A 21471-nucleotide genomic window follows, 5' to 3' on the forward strand; every position below is an offset into this window, starting at 1 on the left:
ATCAGAAGATCGACCACCCGGTCCGGTCCGACAGGTCAGCGAGAGCCGCCGTGCCTGCCAGGGAATTTCCTTTGGAATCCAACCGCGGGCTCCAGACGCAGATGGTGCACTCGCCGGGGACGATGGCCAGGATGCCGCCGCCCACGCCGCTTTTCCCCGGAAGTCCGACGCGGTAGGCAAACTCGCCGGCTGCGTCATACATGCCGCAGGTCAGCATGATGGAGCCGATGCGCTTGGCCTCGCTCCTGGAGATCACCGCGCCTTGCGCTCCGCGGCCATCCCGTGCAAGAAAAAGGGCCGCCTTGGCCACCTCCACGCAGCTCATCATGATGGAGCACTGCCTGACGTAGTTCTCTACGACGGCCTGTGCGGGCCGCCGCAGGTTGCCGAATTCCTTCAGGAAGTGGGCGAGGGCCAGGTTACGGCTGCTGCTGGAGAGTTCACTCGTTGCGGCGATCTCGTCGATGAAAGGACCCTGTCTTCCATGCTGGTGCCCCACCTGGCCGGCGAGGAAGCGCAGGACCTGAGTGGCGGCGTCGGGAGAGCTTTCCATCAGATGGTCGGTGACCACCAGTGCGCCCGAATTGATGAAGGGGTTCCGTGGGATCCCGTGCTCGACTTCAAGCTGGACCAGGGAGTTGAAGGACGTCCCCGACGGCTCGCGGAGGACCCTGGACCACAACGAGCCGGAGTCATCGGCGCCGAGCGCCATCGCCAGGGTGAAGACCTTGGAGATGCTCTGGATCGAGAACGAAAGGTCCGCGTCGCCGGAACTGAATACTTCCCCGGACGTCGTGGCAACCGCGATGCCGAAGCGGTCGAACGGCAGGGACCGTAGGTGCGGAATATTTGCGGGAGCTGAGCCCGCCTCCGTCCGGGGCCGGTGGCGTCGGACAATGTCATCCAATACCGGGCCAAGCGGCGGCGAATCGAGTGCTGTCTTCATTTTCTGCCCAGGTGCTCCTTCTGCGTGCCTGCCCACTCCTGAACATGAAGCAGGGCGACCAACGAATCGCGGGGATTGCTGAAGGTCAGACCGGTGACCCGGCTGACCTTTCCGATCCGGTAGTAGACGGTGTTCTTATGCAGCTGCATCCGCTTCGCACACTCGGCCACGTCCAGAGACGCGTCGAAAAATGCACGCAGGGTTTCGGCCAGTTCTGCGTCGTCACGAAGCAGGGCCCACAGGCTGCGGTGCCGGAAGGCCGCCGTCGTGAAGTTCTCCACGGCGTCGTGGAAGAGGATCTCTGCCTCGAAGTCGTCCACCGTGGCCACCGGCGCTTCGCCGGACCGGCGCATGCACCCCAGCAGGGCTTCGGATATTCCGGTCGCGGAATGGAGCGAGAGCAGGTCGGGAACAACGGGTCCTACGGCGGCAAAGGGGCTGATGCCGAGGTGCCTGTTGGCGTCCTTGACGATTGCCTCGGCCAGGCTCCGCAGCCCGGCGTCGGCATTGGAGGACTGGAGCCCGGGAACGACCACGGCGGTGTCGCCGTGAAACTGTCCAACGATGGCGGACGGTTTGTAGGCGGCCGCGTGGATCGAGGCGAGGTTGGCCAGCTCCCCATGCTTGAGCGCCGCGTCGTCTTCCTGGGCTTCAGTGGCTGACAGACCAATCAGGATCAGGGCCGAGGGACGGTCCGCGGGGATCTTCTCGCTGTGCGCGCTCGCCGCAGCTTCCGCCGGACCCGAAAGGAGGCGCGCAATCCGGTCCTCGCGCATTTGCACGGACTGCTGGTTGCGGTAGCGGATCAGCTCGGCTGAGGCCCGCGCGGCGGATCCTGTGAGCACGTAGTCGACGTCGTCGCCGAAGCCGGCGCCGGTTTCCTGGAGCCAGATGTAGCCCATGATGCGGTTGCCGGCGAACAAGGTGATGGCGACGCGTTCCCGCAGACCATCTTGGGGCCGCGCGGGAACCCGGACCGGCAGCCGGGTCCGGTGCAGCTCGCGGTAGGCGCCAAGGTCCTTGAGCAGGAGTTCGTATTTGCGCGGACCGCGCCGGGCCAGGATCGACGCCTTGCGTAGTTCGTCAATGGCGTTTGAGACCGTGGAGTAAGCCAGGACCTTGTTGGCTGCGTCCTCTATCACCACGTGGCTGGAGGTCAGGCGGGCCGTGGTCTGGGCGATGGCGAAGAGATCTTCTTCTAGCAGCGTCAGCACTTCGCGCTGGTAGCTGGGCGGCTGGATCCGGTCTTTGGCGATGGACAGCAGGCGGTCCCAGTCCGCGGCCGGATCCACCAGCAGCAGACCGGTTCCGGCGGCGCGCAGCAGCTCTTCGGCTTCCGCCAGTTCCTCCGGACTGCCCTTGACGGCCAGGACCAGGGGCGGGTTCTTCAAGAGGCGCCGCACTGCCGGCAACGCGGAGCGTCCGCGAACGCCTATCAGCAGGACAAAAGCAGCCGCGCCGTCGGAGATCTCGTCGTCAGCGTCGACGATCACGAAGCGTTCGATCGCCACATCCGTGCGGGAAGGCCGGAGCGCAAGGCTGGCGAAACCCAGAGGGAGATCCGCGAGGATGTCGTCCACCGTAGCTGCGGGCATGGGCTTCCTTCTGACATTGGCACCCGCCCGGACGGCTCTGTCCGGACACTTCATGCTACCGAGCTGGCATCCCCAAAAGTATGGAAGCTAGCCTAAATTACGTGGCCCGCCTTAGGTCTGCGAACCAAAAGCAGTGCCGACGCCGCGGCCCATTAGCTCTGACTGCACTCGAATGACGTTGCGGCTCTCTGACCGGTCTGAGCGCCCCGCGATGATGTCGGTGAGGCGCTCGTGGCATTTGATCTGGTGCTGCCAGCCGCGCCTCCCAGCCAAGGCGTCTGCGAGGACACAGTCATGGTGTCCAAACGCCATGGTATTGAGGCTGCACGCGGCGTAACCTGACCCCTAAGCGGGTGACTCGGCCACCCCTCCCCCTTCATTCGTGAGCAGGAAGTTGGGAGCGTCCATGAAGAAGAGCCGGACAGGCCACGGCGGTTCGCGGTACCCGGCCGCTTCGGTGCGGGCAGAGCGCCCGCCGATTGAGGGAAACCAGCTTCGCCTCGCAGCGACGCTGCTTTTCGCCGGCGTCGTGGTGTCGCTGGGGGCGGGCCTGTTCCATGCCGACTCTGCCGACGCGAACGACCACCCGGCGACCTTCGCCGAATACGCCCGCAGCAGCATCTGGATCGGCGTCCACCTCGGCCAGTTCGCCGGGATGGCGCTGCTTATCGCCGGACTGCTGGCCTTGTGGTTCGCCCTCGACGTCCGGCACGGGGCGCTGGCGTGGACAGCCAGGTTCGCCGCGGTGTCCTCAATGGTGGCCCTCGCCCTCTACGGCGGGCTTCAGGCCGTGGACGGCGTGGCGCTCAAGCATGCCGTGGATGCGTGGGCGGCAGCAGCCGGCCCCGAGAAGACCCTCCGGTTCGCCGCCGCAGAGGACATCAGGTGGCTGGAGTGGGGAATGCGGAGCTACCAGAGCCTGGTGCTGGGCACTGCCCTTGTCCTGTTCGGCATTGTCATCGCGGCCACCCGCCGCCTCTCCCGCGTGATCGGCGCCCTCATGGGATTGTCCGGGCTCGCGTACATGGCGCAGGGTTGGATCATCGGGGCAGAAGGCTTCGCACCCTCAAACGCCCTGCCGACGCTGGCGGGGATCGCACTGATAGCCGTGTGGACAGTGTGGCTCCTCATCAGCGCGTGGCGAACGGCTCCCGGGACGTCGGCCTCAGGCGGGGGCCTGCCGCCAGGCACCTGATTCGCCCCGGCCGCCACTTCGCGAAATGATGTGACCATGGCGAACACTGACTTGCAGCCCTGGGTGAAGAATTACCAGCCGGGCGTCCCGGCCGAGATCGAGGCGCCCACGGAGTCGCTCGTCGCGATGCTGGAGCGGTCCGTGGCCGAGGCCGGCAGCGCGCCCGCACTGGAGTTCTTCGGCCGACGGACCAGCTACACCGAGCTCGGCGAAAAGGTGGACCGGGCCGCTGAAGGCCTTCGCCGGCTTGGTGTGCGCGCGGGGGACCGGGTGGCCCTCGTCCTGCCGAACTGCCCTCAGCACGTCGTGGCGTTCTACGCTGTGCTGCGCTTGGGCGCCGTCGTCGTCGAACACAACCCGCTGTACACCTCACGGGAGCTCCGCCACCAGTTCGAGGACCATCAGGCGAGGATCGTCATCGCCTGGGACAAGGCCGCAGCCGCCATCCGCGGTTTCCCGGCCGACGTCGAGATTGACCACGTCGTCTCGGTCAACCTCCTCGAGGCGTTCCCCGCCCTCAAACGTCTTGCCCTGACGCTGCCGGTGAAGAAGCTTCGTGCGACGCGGGATTCGCTGACCGTCCCGGCGCCTGGCACCATGCCCTGGAAGGAGCTCCTCAGCCACGGCCGGATCAGGCCGGACCACGCGCGGCCGTCGGTGCAGGACCTCGCCGCCATCCAGTACACCTCCGGCACCACCGGTCGCCCCAAGGGCGTCATGCTGACGCACTACAATCTGTATTCCAATGCGCTGCAGGGCGAGGCCTGGATGGAAGGGGCCGAGTACCGCAAGGAGATCTTCTACGCGATCCTGCCGATGTTCCATGCGTTCGGCATGACGCTGTACCTCACCTACGGCGTCCTCAAGCAGGGGCTGCTGGTGCTTTTCCCGAAGTTCGATCCCGACCTCGTGCTCCGAGCCATGAAGAAGTCTCCCGCCACGGTCTACTGCGCCGTCCCGCCGATCTACGAGCGCACCGCGATGGCCGCGAAGGAGAAGGGCATCTCGCTGCGGTCCTGCAAGTACTGCATCTCAGGCGCCATGAACCTGCCGCGCCACGTGGTGGAGCTGTGGGAATCCGTGTCAGGCGGGCTGCTGGTGGAAGGCTACGGAATGACCGAGTCCTCCCCGGTGGCCCTTGGCAACCCCTTCCACCCCACCCGCCGCACCGGGACCATCGGTGTGCCGTTCCCTTCGACCCTGATGAAGGTCGTGGATCTGGACGACCCCACTGCCGAGGTGCCGCAGGGCCAGCCGGGGGAGCTGCTGATCAAGGGCCCGCAGGTGTTCCAGGGGTACTGGAACAACCCGGAGGAAACCGCTAAAGCCCTGACGCCCGACGGTTGGCTGCGCACAGGCGACGTCGTCACCGTGGATGAGGACGGCTTCGCCACGATCGTTGACCGGGCCAAGGAACTCATCATCACGGGCGGATTCAACGTCTCGCCTACCGAGGTCGAGGCGGCCCTGCGCCTGCACCCGGACGTCCGCGACGCCGCCGTGATCGGCAAGCCGCTGGAACGGGGCGGCGAGATGGTGGCGGCCGCCGTCGAGCTTGAACCGGGCGTTTCATTGGATGAAGAGGCGCTGCGCGTGCACTGCCGCGAGCATCTCGCCGGCTACAAGGTCCCTCGCCGGATCGTGGCCGTCGAGGACATGCCGCGCTCGATGCTCGGCAAGATCCTGCGGAAGAAAGTTCGGGAGCAGGTCCTGCCGGGGCTGTAGCGGGGCCCCGGATGCGAGGACTGCAACATCATCCGTGTAGCCCGCCCCCCGGCATCTTCGACATTCCTGGCGCGCCGTATGACCCCGTAGTAGCTGGTCGCATAGGCTCCTGCAACGGGCGCTAGCCACCCCCCAGCCTTAGAAGAGGAGGGCGTTCGTGTCGCCCAAGAGCTTGGCTTCGCGGCGTCGACGACCCCCCGGACGAACGACCGCTGAGTCTTCTTCGACTGGCAGACATCCTCGTTCGGGCGCCGGATCCAATCCAGTCGCATTGATCCCACTCTAACGGTCGCGTGTTCCGAGCACAGAGGACGACGGCCGGAACATCCGCCGCCGTCCACTCTCCGTGTATGAACGCCATCAGCAACCGGAATCCCGCGCATCAATCTTCGGGGTCGGTCTCGGTTCTGGTGCTCATAGATAGCTCGTCACGGTCGCGCGGAGGACTTCGGTGTGCTCATAGATTTCTTCCAAAGAGCTGATTGGAACCCGGGTTTCTTCCTTATTGGCATCAAACACGCCGATGTACTTTTGTGTGCGGTTGAAATGGAGCCTAGCGATGGGCTTGCGGTTGTTGTCGTCCAGCAGCACAGCACAATAGGACTTGGCATCACGCTGAACGACGCGGGCGGGCTTCACTTCGCTGCAGACAATGGCACGCACGATTTGGTAGCCCTCGATCTCCTCTAGCGTTGTTTCGATGCCGTCAGCCTCCGCCAGATCGGCTTCGGCGACCGGCGCGCTGGTAACGGTGGCCGCCGCGGCTGAGTCGTCGGCCTGCGGAAAGCCCGGTGCACCGAGAGCTTTCTTGAGCCGCTCATTGACCTGGTCGTTGAGGAACTGTTTGGTCGCTTTGGCTACCAGTGCCGTGAACTGTTCGCGGACCTTCTGCGTGTACGCGCCTGTGTAAACGCGGCTGGTGAGGAATTTGACCCATTCGTCTTCAGGTTCCCTGAACTGCGCCGCCAGCGTCCGCTTGAGTTCGCCGACGTATTTCAGTTCCCCCGCTGCGTTGATGATGGAATCGAGATCAAAGACGTCCTTTGTCAGTTTCTGCAGTTCAGGAACGAGCGAATCGTCGATGTCATTCAGATCCAGAACCAGGAACGGCTTTGCATCCATACGGTTGGGCGCGTCCAAATCGGTAAAGAACTGGTACACCTCACCGTTAGTGAGAATGGCGATCCGCGCGTTGGTCACTGCGAAGTACCGGAACAACTGAGAGGCATGCTCAATCGTGACGGGCTCTGATGATTTTTTGCACTCGATCAGGATCTGGACTTCGCCGTCCTTCACGATGGCGTAGTCGATCTTTTCGCCTTTCTTGAGCCCTACGTCGGCGATGAATTCCGGGACGACTTCGAGCGGGTTGAAGACGTCATAGCCGAGAATCGTAGAAATGAAAGGCATCACGAAAGCATTCTTCGTGGCCTCCTCGGTCTGAATCAAACCACTTTGCTGGCGCACCTTTGCAGCCATCGCGCTGAGCCGTTCTGAAAATTCCATGGATCCCCCCGGAGTCGAAATACGGTCGTGTGGCCAACGGTAACGGAGGCGACCGACAATTATGACCATTTTCGCTCCCGAGGACCGGGTCATTCGCCGCGAGGTGACGGTTCGCGGAAGTGATTGCCCTCAATATCCGCTGCAGGGAAAGCGCCATCTCGACGGCGGGGTGCCCGGGAAGACTGCCGCCAATGGCCGCGCTAGTGCGGCGCGACTTCCTCCGCTTCGTCGGGGGCCACGAATGCGCACGAGCCGTGGTGGCGCTCCGCCAGCGTGCAGGTGCGTCCGGTGGGGAGGTGGACGTTGCCGCAGCGGCCCGCCTTGGCCACGTCCTCCCGCACGTGGGTACTGTGGGTGCTGCTCAGATCCGGCCGCTCCTCGGCGTCCCGGCGCGGGCGGGTGTTCTCGGGCCTGCTGTTCGCTGGGCTGTTCACGTCTGCAACTCCTCAAGGCCTGCAGTGCAGGCGGGATGGGCCGTGCCGGGTTCTACCCAAGCCCCAGCCTCGCACAGGCAGGTTAACTTCGCGTTACCGTCACGTTAGGTTCCGGTCTCGGGTCCGACCGCCGCGGAGCTGGACCTATGCTGCAGAAAGAACGGTCTGCATACTGGAAGACAGGTCGGCCGTTTCGGGCAGGCGAGGACGGTGAATGATGAGCAGCGGGGCAGGCGGGGCATTCCGGCGCCGGGTGGAACGGGCCGCGGAGCTCCGTATGGTCCGGAGCAGCGGCAGCACCGCCCAGGAACACGAGGCGGTGGACGCCGCCGAGCAGGAGCTCCGGCAGAAACGCGCCGGGATTGACGACGCCGCCAAGGCCGAATACCTGATCCGTGACGCCATGGCGCAGGGGAAGTTCGACAACCTCAAGTACGCGGGGAAACCGGTCCCTGGGCTTGGGGAGGCGTACGACCCCGACTGGTGGGTCAAGGGCCTGATCCAGCGTGAGCACATCTCGGGCCTGGGCCCGAAAGCCATTCTCCTCCGAATGGAGGACGCCGGCCTTGACGCCCTGATCGACGCCCAGCACACCGAGAAACAGGTCCGCGACCTCCTGTCGGACTTCAACGCGCGGGTGATTGATGCGCGGCGGCAACTCCAGGGCGGTCCGCCCGTCATCACGAAAACCCGGGACGTCGACGTCGAGCTGGTGCGCTGGAGCGAGCGCCGGACGGCTGCCGCCGACGCGTCCCCGCAGCCGGAGCCGGAACCCGGGAAGCCCTGGTGGCAGCGGATCTGGCGGTAGGCGCCCCCCGGTGCTGTGACTCTGCCGGCAGCCACCGACCGGAGCTTAAGTCATATTTAGACGCCATGTTGTCTGGAATGCCGGACAGCGAATGGAATTTTGCGGTGATGCAGCTCACCCCCGCCGTGCTCAGATGTACGGACAGTGTTCCGACATCAGGAACCATTCGCAATGTGAGGAAGAGGCATGCAGGCAGCGACAAGAACGGGAAGAGCCGAGCCGCGCATTGAGCGCCGCTCCATCGACTTCGTCCCGGAAAACGAACGCCACGGCTCACCGGCGCACCAATTCACCCTATGGTTCGGCGCGAATATGCAGATCACGGCGATCGTAGATGGCGCGCTCGCGGTGCTTTTCGGCGCAGATGCCCTCTGGGCGATCCTCGGGTTGCTCATCGGCAACCTCCTCGGCGGCGCGGTCATGGCGCTGCACGCGGCCCAGGGCCCGAAGCTCGGGCTCCCGCAGATGATCTCCAGCCGCGCGCAATTCGGCGTCCTTGGCGCGGTGATCCCCCTGGTGCTGGTCGTCATCATGTACCTGGGATTTGCCGCGACCGGAACCGTCCTGGCAGGGCAGGCCGTGGACCAGATCACGCACACCGGCACGCCGGCCGTCGGCATGGTCCTCTTCGGGGCATTAACGGTCCTCGTGGCGACCCTGGGCTACAAGTACATCCACCTGATGGGCCGGATCTCGACCGTCGTGGGTGTCCTCGGCTTCACCTACCTGGGCATCCGGCTGCTCTCCAGCCAGGACGTCGGGGCGCTGCTGGGTTCCGGCCATTTCGAGTTCCCCACCTTCCTTCTTGCCGTCTCCCTGGGCGCCGGCTGGCAGCTGACCTATGGCCCCTACGTCGCCGACTACTCCCGCTACCTGCCGTCGGACACCCCGGCCCGCAAGACGTTCCTGGCCGCTTTTTTCGGCACGGTGCTGGGCTCCCAGTGGTCCATGACGCTCGGCGCCCTGTTCGCGGCCCTTGCGCTGCCCAAGGGCCAGAGGTTCCTCGACGGTCAAGTCGCATTCCTCGGCAACCTTAGCGGCGGCGGACTGATCGCCGTCGTCATCTATTTGGTGATCGTGACGGGGAAACTGACGGTCAATACCCTCAATGCCTACGGCGGTTACATGACCATGCTGACGTCCGTGACGGCTTTCACGCGCAAATCCACGGCACATTCCCGGACCCGGTTTGTCTACGTGATCGGTTTCATCGGCCTCTCGGTCCTTATCGCGGTGCTGGCTTCGCCGGACTTCATCGCCAACTTCAAGAACTTCGTCCTGCTCCTGCTCATGGTTTTTATCCCGTGGAGTTCAATCAACCTGGTGGACTACTACCTCGTCTCGAAAGAGAAAGTGGATATTCCGGCGCTGTACGACCCCAACGGGCGCTACGGTCGGTGGAACAAGACCGCGCTCGGTTCCTACGCGGTCGGAATCGTCGTTCAGATTCCATTTCTCGCGCAGACGCTCTACACAGGGCCGATGACCGAGCTGCTGGGCGGAGCCGACATCTCATGGCTGGTGGGCCTGGCGGTCACCGCCCTGGTGTTCTACCCGCTGGCCAAGCGGAACTCCAACGCCCCGGCGCAGATGATCTACCCGGCCGACGGCGGCCCGCTGGACGGCGTCTCGGACGGCGGACGGCTGGAGGCCAGCCCGGTGGCCTGATCCGGACGGGCGCCAAATGAAGAGGGCGGCGGCGGGATCTTCCCGCCGCCGCCCTCTTCGGTCTGCGCCCCTCACGAAGGGCTCAAGGCGCCGTCAGATGCAGGGTCCGGATATTTCCCCTCCGTGATCCGTCAGAAGCTGGCGACCTCGGTCAGGTAGCCGTAGTAGTGCCCGGCAATCGGATGGACGGGGTCGCCGTTGAACCCGAAGTCGTGGTTCTTCTTGCTGTATCCCGCGGTCAGGTCCAGGTATTTGTCCATCACATCCTTCCCAGAGCCCTTGCAGGCATTCCGGCTGATGCACAGGGCCACCGAACCCGCCACCGCGGGGCTCGCGAAGCTGGTCCCGTGCATGACGTTGTAGCCCCCCGGCACCGTGGACAGGATGCAGGCCCCTGGGCCGGCGACGGTGTGGGCCTTGTCCGAGGCCAAGGTGGCGAAGTTGGAGAAGAACGCAGGCGCGTCATCATGTTGCCCGAACTTGGTCCAGTCCACGGCGCCGCAGACGGGGGCCGCCAGGCCGCCCGGCTGCCCGTCGAAGTCCCCGATCGCCGTGGCGGTGATCACTTGGTCATAAGTGGCCGGGACAGTTCCGGCGAAGTCCACACTCGAATTACCGGCCGCGACAGTGTAGGTCACGCCCGCCTTGACCGAACGGCAGATGGCGTAGTGCATCGGGTCCGTGCCCTTGCCGCAGTTTGCAGTATCGGCGCCGGGACCCGCGATGCTGATGTTGGCCACGGCGATGTCGTTGGTCTTGTCCTTGTCCTTGTGCGTCGAGGTCACCCAGTCGATGGCGCAGATCAGGCTCGCTTCGGAGATTCCCTCGGCGTCGTCAACAACCCGGACGGACCACAGCGGTGTGCCCGGGGCCGTGCCCACCACGCCGAAGCCGTTGTTCCGGGCGCCGATCACGCCCGCGACGAACGTGCCGTGGCCAAGAACGTCAATAGGGGTCACGGCGACCGGCGAGCCGGACGTGCAGTCAATGCCGCCGCGAACGTTGAGGTCGGGGTGGGTGGAATCGATTCCGCTGTCAATGACCGCGACGTTGACGTCCACAGGCTCGCTGCCACCGCCGTCCCGGATGAGGGAATTCTTGGCGTCGGGTCCCGTGCCGGAGATGCGCTGCCGCCACAACGGCTTCACTTGAGTGCTGGGTGCTTCGGAGTCCGGCGGTTTGTGGAACTTCCGTCCCTGGGTGACGAATTCGACGCCGGGATCAGCCTGGAGGCGCTGTGCCTGGGACGCGGTCATGGTGGCTGCGTAGCCGTTCACCGCGCTGCTGTACAGCTGGGACGTCGCGAATCCGTACGCGCCCTGCTGGGCCGCGGCCGTGGCTCCCACGTCCACCACCGTGTCCTTCAGCACCACGATGTAGCTTTCTTCCGGCTCGGCCCCGGAAGAGGGGGCGGCGGCTGCGATTCCCCCTCCGACGCTCAGCGCAACGACGGCGAAGGTGCCGATCACCCGGCGGACGAAGGGTCTGTCGGCTGAAAGGAGAGCGGCAAGCGGCCTGCGCCTGCGCGGTCCCGCGGCCATGGATGTTAGCTGCGGTTTTGATGCCTGGCGGCGGACTTGGCTGAACATCGTGGCCTCCCATTAAGCGACGTCGCTATTCGAGTGCCCCCCGCCCAACATCTTAAGCCTCCGGCCGCATTTTAAGCCCGTACCTTGGGAAAATCTTGGAACGTGGAAACCGAAGAGAGTTCACCTTCAGGACCCCTCCTGTTCGGATCAGCACCCTAGCCTTGGCCCGGAACCGGAAGCCCAGACTGAGGAGAACGAGATGCGCCCCATGAACCGTGTGATGATGACTGCCGCGGCGGCGGCCGCGATGTCGGCGTCGCTGCTGGCGGCCCCGGCGCTGGCAGCGGATGACGGCAGTGCCGGCGACCACGGACAGGCGGCCCAGGCACGCCAGGACCAGCGCGGAAATGCCGGAGAAAACGGCTCCCGGCCGCAGCTCAGCTTTGCCGTGATTGGCGATGTCCCGTACGGCGAGGCGGAAATCCAGGCGTTCCCGTCCTACATCCAGGACCTGAACTCCCACAAGGAACTGTCCTTCGTCGGGCACGTGGGGGATATCAAGAACGGCTCCTCCCAGTGCACGGACGGCTACTTCGCCGGGATCCGCAAGAACTTCGATTCCTTTGCCCTGCCGCTCGTCTACACCCCGGGGGACAACGAGTGGACCGACTGCCACCGCCCGAACAACGGCGCCTACAACCCGCTCGAACGGCTGGCGAAGGTCCGGGCCACCTTCTTCCCGCAGCCCGGCACCACTCTCGGGCAGCCGATGAAGGTCAAGTCGCAGGCCCGCCAGGGGTATCCCGAAAACGTCAACTTCCAGAAGCAGGACATCGCTTTCACCGCCGTCAACATCCCGGGCAGCGACAACTCCCTGCTGCCCTGGTCCGGACTTGGCAAGACGGCGCCAACCGCGGACCAGGCCAGCGAAGTCCGCGAGCGGACGGCTGCGGACATCCGCGAACTGAAGGACGCCTTCGGGAAAGCCCGCGAGGACGGCAGCCGGGCCGTCGTCATCATGACGCAGGCCGACATGTTCGACCCGACCGTCGCCCACCCGTCCCAGGCGGACTTCGGGGCGTACAAACCGCTGGTCCAGGCCCTCGTCGAGGAGTCGAACGCTTTCGGCGGCCCCGTCTACCTGATCAACGGCGACAGCCACGTCTACAACCAGGACCACCCGCTGGCGGCCGGTTCCTCCTGGCTCCCGTTCTACGGACAGGGGGTCGCGGCCACGAACCTCACCCGGGTCACGGTGGACGGCTCCAGCAACGCCCAGGACTGGCTCAAGGTCACCAGCAACCCGGCCGGAACCCCGGACGTGCTCTCCTTCGAGCGGATCGCGTACACGCACCCGGCATCCTGAGCGGGGCCGCAGCCGCCTGGGGGCGACCCGGAACAACGAACCGGCGCGACGAGCCGGAACAACAACGACGGAGGACGACGGCGGGAGGCCCCGCCGTCGTCCCCGGCATTCCGTCGGGGTCGTCAGACCATGCTGTCTTCCTTCTCGCGCTGTGCTGCGCGGACTGCCTGGGCGGGCGCCGCCGTGTGCGTGGAGTGCGGGGCGTGGGCGTGGTGCCCGAAGGGGTTGAAGCGACTGAGGGCGAGCTCGGCGAAGGCATAGGCGCTTTCGGCGTGTTCGGAGCGGTCCACGCCGGCGACCTCGTCTTCGTGGCTGACCCGGAATCCGACTGTCTTGTGGATGGCGAGGCCGATCACGGCCGTTCCGAGTCCGGACAATGCAACGGTGATGAGCACCGCGACAATCTGCGCGATGAGCTGGTGAAGGCCGCCGCCGTAGAAGAGGCCCCCGCCTTCGCCGTTGACCGGAAGGGCGATGAAGCCCAATGCCAGGGTGCCGAGGAGGCCGCCGCCAAGGTGGACCCCGACGACGTCGAGCGAGTCGTCGAAACCGAACTTGTACTTCAAGTCCACGAACACGGCGCAGGCCGCGCCGGCCAGCAGGCCCAGTCCCAGGGCGGCGAGGGGGCTGATGTTGGCGCACGACGGGGTGATCGCGACCAGGCCGGCGACGGCACCGGACGCCGCGCCGAGGGAGGTGGGGTGGCCGTGCCGGATCTTCTCGACCACGAGCCAGCTGATCACGGCTGCGGCGGGAGCGGCCAGGGTGTTGATCCAGATCAGGCCCGCCTGCTGCACGGTGGCGGCCGCGCCGGCGTTGAAGCCGAACCAGCCGAACCACAGGATGCCGGCGCCAAGCATGACGAACGGGATGTTGTGCGGGCGGTGGGCCGGGTCCTTGCCGAAGCCGTGCCGGTTGCCCAGGATCAGGACCAGGACGAGTGCCGCGGTGCCGGAGCTGATCTCTACGACGGTGCCGCCGGCGAAGTCGATGACCTGTCCGAAGAGGGAACTGACCGCACCGCCCGCGCTCATCAGGCCGCCACCCCAGACCATGAAGGCGAGGGGGCAGTACACGGCCGTGATCCAGATGGGGACGAAGATGGCCCAGGAGGTGAACTTGGTCCGGTCCGCGATGGCGCCGCTGATGAGGGCCACGGTGATGATGGCGAAGGTGGCGCTGTAGCCTGCCTTGATCAGGTCCGGTGAGCCGATGAGGTTGCTCAGTCCAAAGCTGGTGAACGGGTCGCCGACCACGCCGAGGATGCCCTTGCCGGTGGTCATGGAGTAGCCCCACAGGACCCAGACGACGCCGACGATCCCGACCGAGACAAAGCTCATCATCATCATGTTGAGCGCAGCCTTGGCCCGCGTCATGCCGCCGTAGAAGAGGCCCAGAGCCGGGGTCATGAGCAGCACGAGTGCCGCCGAGACCATCATCCAGATGCTTCCCGCAGTGAGTTCCACCTGCGTGTCCCTTCCTGTCGTACCGCCATACCGGGACATGTCGCCGCCGGCCCCCCGATCCGGATTCAATCCTCTCGGAGGCATGTTTCGGTTAAGGGGGAGAAAAGTTGCGGGCACGTTACAGGAATTGCCGCGGCGTGAAGATCACGTGACAGCCATGTTTCGGGGATGTTACCGGGGCCTCTCGGCCGGCCCGTCCGGAGGCGGTGGCGCGGGGCCGGATCCCCGGAATGGCGCGGGCCTGCGGGGGAGCGGGAGAACGTGTGCGGTGAACCGCGGAATTTCGAGTCCTGGCGGAGGAATGAAATTAATTGCTTGAATGTTCAATAAATATGGACTTTGGCATCTTCACCTTTGGCGAGCTCTCCCGGAACGTCAGCACCGGCAACGCGGTGTCCCCTCAGCAACGGCTGAAGGAAATCATCGAGCTCGCGAAGCTGGCCGACCAGGCGGGCCTCAGCTTCCTCGGGCTGGGGGAGCACCACCGGCGCGACTTCGCCCTGTCCGCCCCGGAAATCGTCCTGGCCGCGATCGCACGCGAAACCACCAACCTCCGGCTCAGTTCGGCCGTCACCGTGCTCTCCACCCAGGACCCCGTGCGGCTGTTCGAGCAGTTCGCGACCTTGGACCTGATCTCCGACGGCCGGGCCGAGATCATCGTGGGCCGCGGCGCCTTCGTGGAGTCCTACCCGCTGTTCGGCTATGAGCTTGACGATTACGACGCGCTCTTCGATGAGAAGCTGCGCCTGCTGCTGGAACTCCGGGACAACGCCGTCGTGAACTGGCGCGGAGACCTGACGCAGAGCATCCACGGCATGGACATTGTTCCCCGCCCGGTGCAGGACAAGCTGCCTCTCTGGGTGGGCGTGGGCGGCACCCCGGCGAGCTTTGCCCGTGCCGGGCGGCTGGGGCTGCCGCTGTTCGTCGCCCTGCTCTCCGGGCCGGAGCGCTTCCGCCGTCTCGTGGAGGTCTACCGCCAGGCCGCTGCCGACGCCGGCCACGACCCCGGCGGCTTGCAGCTCGGAGCAGGCGGACACTTCTATGTGGCGCCGACCTCGCAGCAGGCGCGGGAGACCTTCTCTCCCCCTACTACCGGGCTTATTTCGAGCAGAATATGCCGCGGCCGGTGGAGCACTTCCCGCGCTCCACCTTCAATGAATGGACCGAACCCGGCGGCGGGCTGCTGGTCGGGAGCCCACAGCAGGTTACCGAGAAGCTGCTGGAAATCCACCAGACCCTTGGCAACAGCCGGTACATGGCCCAGATCGGACTGGGCGGACTGCCGTTCGCGGAGACGGCGCGGTCCATCGAACTGCTGGCCACCGAAATTATGCCTGCCGTGAGCCGCGGGATTGGTGGTGCCGGAACCGGTGTTCCCCGCAGCTAGTGGACGGCGACATCCTCCGCATCCTGCGGCGCCACGAACTCGCACGAGCCCCCGTGGCGCTCAGGCTGGACGCAGGTGCGGCCGGTGGGAAGGTGGACATTTGCGCAGCGGCCGGCCATCGCGACGTCCTCGCGGACATGGAGGCTGCTCAGGTCGGGACGATCTTCGTGGTGTTCGTGCGCTCCGGTATCGCCGGACGCGCCGTGGTGGGGACTGTTCATGCCTGCGTGACTCCTTGGAGTGCCTGCGTTGCAGCAGGGGGATAGACAGTCTCAGTTGAGTCCGATGCCCAAGTGTCACACATCCCGGCCGCTACAGGAGGGGCAGCAGGGAAGTTTCTTGCGGGCTACGTCTGATCGATCGGGATCTCCAGGAAACCGCTGGCCTGCCGCCACGTGCTCTGGGTTCCAAGTTGCGTGCTGAGCTGCTGCATCCGGCTGGCGATGACGGGCGAACTTGCACCTGCCAGACGGGCCTGGAAATCGGTGATGACGGTCGGGTACAGCCGCAGCACGCGGGGCTGGCTTCCATCAGTCTCGAGCATGAAGATGAATGACCGGTCATTGCGTTCAACGGGATCCACGGCGTAGTCGTCCACGAAGTCCCCGGCGCTGTAGATGATCGGCCGGGTCCGGTGGATCCCGACGCCGCGGAAGATGTGCGGAGAGTGTCCGAACACGACGTCGGCCCCGGCGTCGATCAGCGCGCGTGCCAGGTCCTGGTGCTCGGGCGGGGCTTCGGAGCCCCAGTTGCCGCCCCAGTGTGCTGAAACGATGAGCAGCTGCGCGTGTGCCTTAGTCCGCCGGACCAAGTCCAATAGATTGGCCACCCTTTGTTCGTCCTCCACGGGGACATAGTGGATCCCGGGCGACGTATCGCTTGCCTCCCAGTCGGGCTCGTTGTCCGTGAAGGCAAGGAAGCCGACGGCGGCACCGGTCACCCGCCGCACGGCGGGCCGGTGGGCTGCGTCCCTATCCGTGCCGGCCCCCGCATGGAGGATGCCGGCGTCGTCGAGGGCCGGCAGCATTTCCCGGAACGCTTCTTCCCCGTAGTCCAGCACGTGGTTGTTGGCCAGTGACACGGCGTCGATTCCCGCAGCGAGGAGGCTCGCCACGTTCTTCAGGTCCGAGCGGAAGTGGAATACCTTTCCTGGCTCCGGTCTTCCGCCGTCCGCCAGAACGCATTCGAGGTTGGCGAACCGGATGTCGGCCCGCCGGAGGACGGCAACGGTGTCCCCCCACGGGTACGCCGGGGCGGCGGTCCTCAGGTGCTGGTTGACCAGCCGGCCGAGCATGACGTCGCCAATCAATGCAACCTGCATGGCCCACCCGCCTTCTGAGAGGTGCCGACGTTAGCTTTGGTAGCCTTCCACCTCGCTGACAGGGCGGGTCGCCGCCTCGTCCGGGTTCTCGCCGTAGTCCTTCTTCGCCCGCCGCTGCCGGAGCAGGTCCCAGCACTGGTCGAGCTGTTCCTCAATTTGCTGGAGCCTGAGCGGGTTGGGAACCTGGCCGGCCTTGACCTCGTTGGACGACTCCGCGTCTTCACGGAGTCCGTGCTCTTCCGCCACCAGTGCCCTGATGCGTTCCAGGATGTCTTCGTTGTCCACGGTGTCCTCTTCTCGTCCGGCGGTCATCCCTCCCCAGCGTACGGACGGGAATCGGCCCTGACCAGAGCTCAGCCCAGGAGCTCGTCCGCATAGCACCAGCGCCAGTCTTCGCCGGGTTCGATGCTCCGCATGACCGGGTGGCCGCTGGCCTGGAAGTGCTTGAAGGCATGGGTTGCGGGTGAGGAGTCACAGCAGGCCACGTTGCCGCACGCCACGCACATGCGCAGGTGCACCGGCGTCGTACCTTCCCGTGCGCAAGCAGCGCAGAAGGGGTCCTGCGGGGCCGAAGGGTTCCGGGCGGCCTCAAGGTGTTCACAGATGCCGCCCGGGCGTGCGATCCCCTCGCCGCCGCCACCGCCGGCAAGATCCGGTTCCTCCAGCGTGACATCGAGCATGGACTCCTCGACGTCGAGCCGGTCGAGCACCTCGCTCAGGACCTCGTGGGCGTACGCGCCGCCGCGCCGCAACTCCAGGACTTTAGCGCGCTCGGCCTCCAGCATGGCAAGCCGGAGCTGCGCGTAGCGCTGGCTGGGCGTGGTGGCCTCGGCTGAGGGGCGGCCGAGCCGCTCCCAGGCCGCCAGCCCGCGTTCCTGGGTGCGCCGCTTGAGCATCGCCACGACTTCCGGGGGATCGTTGTCCGTGCGAATCTCCTGCAGGCGTTGCACTCCGGCGGCCGTTGCCAGCTGCATGAGCGAGGCCTGGTTCAGGGCGTCCTCGCGCCGATCCGGCCCCTGGACCCTCAGCATCCGGACCAGGGCCGGCAGCGTGAAGCCCTGCAGCGCGAGGGTGCCGCCCACCACCACGAGCGCTGCAAGGATCAGCACCGAGCGGTGTTCCAGATCGGCCGGCAGAACCAGCACGGCGGCAAGAGTCACCACACCGCGCATACCGGCCCAGGACACGATCGCCGGGAACTGCCACGGGGGTGCGGGGTCGTTGCGCCGGACGGCCGGAATCAGCCGGGGCAGGTAAGTGGCCGGGAACACCCATAGCGGGCGCAGTACAAGCACCGCCAGGAGAACCACCGCGCAGCCGATCCAGATCCGGGCTGGCCCCAGCGAATCATCCTGGACGCCTTCGATGATGGTGCGGACCTGCAGCCCAATGAGGAGGAAGACGGAATTCTCCAGCAGGAACTGGACCGTGTTCCAGTTGCTGCGCTGGCTGAGCCGCGCCGCCCCGTTCGGCATTGAGGGCGCCTTGGTCCCCATGATCAGCCCGGTCACGACGACGGCGAGAACGCCCGAGGCATGGATGGCCTCGGCCGGCAGGTAGGCGACCAGGGGTGCTATCAGGGAGGTGGAGGTGTTGATGGCCACGTTGCGGATGCGTTTGCGCAGCTCGGTGAGGACGAAGGCTGCGGCAACGCCGACTACGAGGCCGCCGCCGGCCGCGAGCACGAACCCGCCGCCGATTTCCGCCGCGGAGACCGTGCCCGAAATCGCGGCGATGGCAGCGCGGAGGCAGACGAGCGCTGTGGCATCGTTGACCAGCGATTCACCCTCCAGGATGCTGACGATCCGGCGGGGCATGCCCACCTTCCGCGCGATGGCGGTCGCGGCCACGGCGTCCGGCGGTGCGACGACGGCACCGAGGGCCAAGGCGGCGGCCAGCGGAATTTCGGGAAACAGCCACTCGACCACGAATCCGACGCTGACGGTGCTGAAGATGACGTAGCCGACCGAGAGCAGGCCGATGGAACGGCGGTTCGAGCTGAAATCGAACAGCGAGGTCTGCAGCGCGGCGGCGTAGAGCAGGGGCGGCAGGAGACCTACAAGCACCAGCTCCGGATTCAGCTCGATCCTGGGGACAAACGGCAGGAAGGAACAGGCAACCCCGGCCAGCACCAGCAGCAGCGGGACGGAGACGTTGATCTTGCGGCCCAACGCACTGCCGGCGCACACGATGGCAACGAGGGCCAGCAGTCCCAAAGCGACGTCCATTGAGCCATTGTGTCAGTTGCCCGATCCTGGCGGTCCCCGCGCATCATCAGCTTGCTTATTATTTTGCAGCTTCCTAGAGTTGTTCCTGTAAGCCATCACAGTCTCCGCGTGGGAACCATGGACGGCGAAGCGCCCCTCGTGGATCCTCGCCCAGCAAGAGGAGGACACATGTCAGGACACAACATTGCAGGTAAGAAAGTCGCTTTCCTGTTGACCGACGGCGTGGAGCAGGTGGAGCTGACCAGCCCGTGGAACGCCGTGAAGGAAGCCGGCGGGGAACCAACCCTGGTGGCTCCCAAGAGCGGAAAACTGCAAGGCTACGACGGCACCGAAAAAGGCAGCACGTTCGCCGTCGACATCACCGCCGCGGACGCCAACGCGGCCGACTTCCACGCACTCGTGATTCCCGGTGGGGTCGTGAATGCCGACCACCTCCGCGTCGACAAGGACGCCCAGGCTTTCACCCGGGCCTTCTTTGAACAACACAAGCCTGTGGCCTCCATCTGCCACGGACCCTGGCTGCTCATCGATGCCGGCGTCATCAGCGGCCGGAATGTGACGTCCTACCACACGCTGCGGACGGACCTCACGAATGCCGGCGCCCATTGGACCGATGAGGAAGTGGTGGTGGACCAAGGTCTGGTCACGAGCCGCAACCCGCATGACCTTCCTGCCTTCAACGACAAACTGCTCGAGGAAATCGAAGAAGGCGAGCACGCGGGCCAGACTTCCTGACCCGGGGTCCCGCGCTCCTTCCCGGTTGCTCTGCGACCCGGCCGCGGCGAGTCCCGGGTTTCCGGCCTTTCCACGGCCCGGCGCCAAGCCCGGCCCCGAGTAACCGGGCAGGAGCGCAGACCCACCCCGCCCGTGGCCTCGTGGGCGCCGCAGCCGGGTGAAGACACCTACCCGCGGCAGCGCCTTTGGGGCAGGATATGCGCTGTAAACAAGTACCGAATCGCTGCAAGGAGTCCGGACATGACCACGCTCAACCCCTACCTCGGCTTCCGCGACAACGCCAAGGAAGCCATGGCCTTCTATCATTCGGTGTTCGGCGGTGAGCTGAATATGAGCACGTTCGCCGAGTACCACGCCAGCGAGGACCCTGCGGAGCAGGACAAGATCATGCACGCCATGCTGACCACCGAACACGGCATGGTGCTGATGGGTGCGGACACACCCAATAGCATGGATTACACCCCCGGCAACAACTTCTCCGTGTCGCTCAGCGGCTCCGACGAGGCCGAGCTCCGGAGCTACTTCGACAAGCTCGCCGACGGCGGCGCCGTGGCCATGCCCTTGGAGAAGGCGCCCTGGGGCGACACTTTCGGCATGTGCAAGGACAAGTTCGGCGTGGACTGGCTGGTCAACATCGCCCCTGCCGCAACGTAGGGCGCGCAACGTCGCGGGCGACGCGGCCGCACGGCGGGTGTCCGCGCGAAGCCGCAACATAGCGCGCGCAAGAGTTTATCCCGGCCTGCCCCCGCTGCCGCCGTCCTCTGGCGCGCTGCCGGAGGCCGGGCGTATGCTCGCGCCCATGGGACACGATCCAGTGGTGGCGAATCCGAAACTCTACCGGGTGGCCTTCGAAAACGAGCGGGTGCGGGTTCTCGAGTACAAGGACGAGCCGGGCGACAGGACCGTTCCGCACAGCCATCCCGACAGCGTCATGGTCACGCTCAGCAGCTTCCGGCGGCGGCTGTCCGGGCACGGCGAGAACGTCGACGTCGAACTGCCCGCCGGCCTGGCGCGCTGGCTCCCGGCCCAGGACCACGCCGGAGAGAACATCGGGGACACCGGAACGCACACCCTGTTCATCGAGCTTAAGGGGGACGGGCACGCCGGCCCGGCCCCCGCCGGCTCTCCAGGGCCCCTCGGGCCGGCCTCCGGCTGACTGAACTCTTCCGCCGTATCGGCGGTTCCCTGAGTGTTCCCCGGCCCGGCGGCCGCGGCTATCCTTAAGCTGGCCGGGACACCGCATGATCGGGTCTATCCTGCCTGGCCGAGAGAGGCATGCCATGACCGAGAAACTGCACCTCACCCCCGAGGACCAATTCCCCGAAGACCTGAGCAAGGTGGCGGACAAGGAGCTGCAGGTCCTCGACAGCCAGGTCCAGCGCCAGCTGGACTACGAATATGTGGTCGAAGGCGAGCCCAACCCGGAGACCGAGTTCCGGCACTATGACCTCGACGAGGAATTCACCGAGCGGGACAAGCGCGGGAACTGACCGCCCCTAACGCGATTGGTAGCTGGGCAGCGGGCCTGTCGCGTTCGGTACTTCGTCAGCATGCTTACTATA

20 protein-coding genes are annotated in these 21471 nt (G+C 65.8%); 10 read left to right on the top strand and 10 right to left on the bottom strand.

All coding sequences use genetic code 11. The features are described from left to right. Position 1 precedes the first annotated feature (1 nt). Positions 2-946, bottom strand: a complete 945-nt coding sequence (locus AC1DES_RS00075; RefSeq protein WP_476893664.1) for a glutaminase — start codon at positions 944-946, stop codon at positions 2-4. Continuing rightward, on the bottom strand, positions 943-2541 hold the full coding sequence (locus tag AC1DES_RS00080; RefSeq protein WP_476893665.1) for a PucR family transcriptional regulator: 1599 nt from the start codon (positions 2539-2541) through the stop codon (positions 943-945). The genes AC1DES_RS00075 and AC1DES_RS00080 overlap by 4 nt, the downstream gene beginning before the upstream one ends. Before the next feature lie 406 nt (positions 2542-2947). Between AC1DES_RS00080 and AC1DES_RS00085 the strand changes: the two genes are divergently transcribed. Both AC1DES_RS00085 and AC1DES_RS00090 read left to right on the top strand, forming a co-directional pair. After that, positions 2948-3736 carry a hypothetical protein gene (locus AC1DES_RS00085; protein ID WP_476893666.1) on the top strand — a complete coding sequence of 263 codons (789 nt, stop codon included), beginning with the start codon at positions 2948-2950 and terminating at the stop codon, positions 3734-3736. A gap of 36 nt (positions 3737-3772) precedes the next feature. Then, complete coding sequence (locus AC1DES_RS00090) at positions 3773-5461, top strand: long-chain-fatty-acid--CoA ligase (protein WP_476893667.1); 1689 nt, start codon at positions 3773-3775, stop codon at positions 5459-5461. A 414-nt stretch (positions 5462-5875) separates the two neighbouring features. On the opposite strand, the gene AC1DES_RS00095 is transcribed toward AC1DES_RS00090, so the two are convergent. Continuing rightward, the gene (locus tag AC1DES_RS00095) at positions 5876-6967 is read right to left on the bottom strand and encodes a type I restriction endonuclease (protein WP_476893668.1); all 1092 of its coding nucleotides are present in this window, start codon (positions 6965-6967) and stop codon (positions 5876-5878) included. 200 nt (positions 6968-7167) lie between these two features. Next, the gene (locus AC1DES_RS00100; protein WP_476893669.1) at positions 7168-7401 is read right to left on the bottom strand and encodes a hypothetical protein; all 234 of its coding nucleotides are present in this window, start codon (positions 7399-7401) and stop codon (positions 7168-7170) included. A 214-nt stretch (positions 7402-7615) separates the two neighbouring features. Between AC1DES_RS00100 and AC1DES_RS00105 the strand changes: the two genes are divergently transcribed. Together AC1DES_RS00105 and AC1DES_RS00110 are read left to right on the top strand one after the other, a co-directional pair. Further along, the gene (locus AC1DES_RS00105) at positions 7616-8209 is read left to right on the top strand and encodes a DnaJ family domain-containing protein (RefSeq protein ID WP_476893670.1); all 594 of its coding nucleotides are present in this window, start codon (positions 7616-7618) and stop codon (positions 8207-8209) included. Between the two features lie 186 nt (positions 8210-8395). Continuing rightward, on the top strand, positions 8396-9877 hold the full coding sequence (locus AC1DES_RS00110; protein WP_476893671.1) for a purine-cytosine permease family protein: 1482 nt from the start codon (positions 8396-8398) through the stop codon (positions 9875-9877). A 131-nt stretch (positions 9878-10008) separates the two neighbouring features. Here AC1DES_RS00110 and AC1DES_RS00115 read toward each other — a convergent pair whose 3' ends face one another. After that, on the bottom strand, positions 10009-11418 hold the full coding sequence (locus tag AC1DES_RS00115) for a S8 family serine peptidase (RefSeq protein WP_476893672.1): 1410 nt from the start codon (positions 11416-11418) through the stop codon (positions 10009-10011). 247 nt (positions 11419-11665) lie between these two features. Between AC1DES_RS00115 and AC1DES_RS00120 the strand changes: the two genes are divergently transcribed. Beyond that, positions 11666-12772, top strand: a complete 1107-nt coding sequence (locus tag AC1DES_RS00120; RefSeq protein ID WP_476893673.1) for a hypothetical protein — start codon at positions 11666-11668, stop codon at positions 12770-12772. 122 nt (positions 12773-12894) lie between these two features. Here AC1DES_RS00120 and AC1DES_RS00125 read toward each other — a convergent pair whose 3' ends face one another. Further along, on the bottom strand, positions 12895-14211 hold the full coding sequence (locus tag AC1DES_RS00125) for an ammonium transporter (RefSeq protein WP_476894198.1): 1317 nt from the start codon (positions 14209-14211) through the stop codon (positions 12895-12897). A gap of 359 nt (positions 14212-14570) precedes the next feature. Between AC1DES_RS00125 and AC1DES_RS00130 the strand changes: the two genes are divergently transcribed. After that, entirely contained in the window at positions 14571-15581 is a 1011-nt protein-coding gene (locus tag AC1DES_RS00130) for an LLM class flavin-dependent oxidoreductase (RefSeq protein ID WP_476893674.1), read from the top strand. Between the two features lie 40 nt (positions 15582-15621). On the opposite strand, the gene AC1DES_RS00135 is transcribed toward AC1DES_RS00130, so the two are convergent. The 4 genes from AC1DES_RS00135 to AC1DES_RS00150 all read right to left on the bottom strand — a co-directional run bounded on the left by AC1DES_RS00135 (position 15622) and on the right by AC1DES_RS00150 (position 19174). Beyond that, positions 15622-15846: a hypothetical protein gene (locus AC1DES_RS00135; protein WP_476893675.1), complete on the bottom strand. Its 225-nt coding sequence runs from the start codon at positions 15844-15846 to the stop codon at positions 15622-15624. Positions 15847-15971: 125 nt separating this feature from the next. Beyond that, on the bottom strand, positions 15972-16946 hold the full coding sequence (locus AC1DES_RS00140) for a CapA family protein (protein ID WP_476893676.1): 975 nt from the start codon (positions 16944-16946) through the stop codon (positions 15972-15974). A gap of 30 nt (positions 16947-16976) precedes the next feature. Beyond that, positions 16977-17231 carry a DUF2630 family protein gene (locus tag AC1DES_RS00145; RefSeq protein ID WP_476894199.1) on the bottom strand — a complete coding sequence of 85 codons (255 nt, stop codon included), beginning with the start codon at positions 17229-17231 and terminating at the stop codon, positions 16977-16979. Positions 17232-17299: 68 nt separating this feature from the next. Continuing rightward, a complete protein-coding gene (locus AC1DES_RS00150) occupies positions 17300-19174 on the bottom strand; it encodes a Na+/H+ antiporter (RefSeq protein ID WP_476893677.1) in 1875 nt (624 codons plus the stop codon). A 168-nt stretch (positions 19175-19342) separates the two neighbouring features. On the opposite strand from AC1DES_RS00150, the gene AC1DES_RS00155 reads away from it, so the two are divergent. The 4 genes from AC1DES_RS00155 (at position 19343) to AC1DES_RS00170 (ending at position 21399) form a co-directional block, all read left to right on the top strand. Further along, complete coding sequence (locus AC1DES_RS00155; protein WP_476893678.1) at positions 19343-19909, top strand: type 1 glutamine amidotransferase domain-containing protein; 567 nt, start codon at positions 19343-19345, stop codon at positions 19907-19909. A gap of 240 nt (positions 19910-20149) precedes the next feature. After that, entirely contained in the window at positions 20150-20563 is a 414-nt protein-coding gene (locus AC1DES_RS00160) for a VOC family protein (RefSeq protein WP_476893679.1), read from the top strand. A 145-nt stretch (positions 20564-20708) separates the two neighbouring features. Continuing rightward, the gene (locus AC1DES_RS00165; RefSeq protein ID WP_476893680.1) at positions 20709-21065 is read left to right on the top strand and encodes a cytoplasmic protein; all 357 of its coding nucleotides are present in this window, start codon (positions 20709-20711) and stop codon (positions 21063-21065) included. 124 nt (positions 21066-21189) lie between these two features. Beyond that, positions 21190-21399 carry a hypothetical protein gene (locus AC1DES_RS00170; RefSeq protein WP_476893681.1) on the top strand — a complete coding sequence of 70 codons (210 nt, stop codon included), beginning with the start codon at positions 21190-21192 and terminating at the stop codon, positions 21397-21399. Positions 21400-21471: the final 72 nt, after the last annotated feature.

It is taken from the genome of Arthrobacter sp. 05T442 (genome assembly GCF_056395945.1).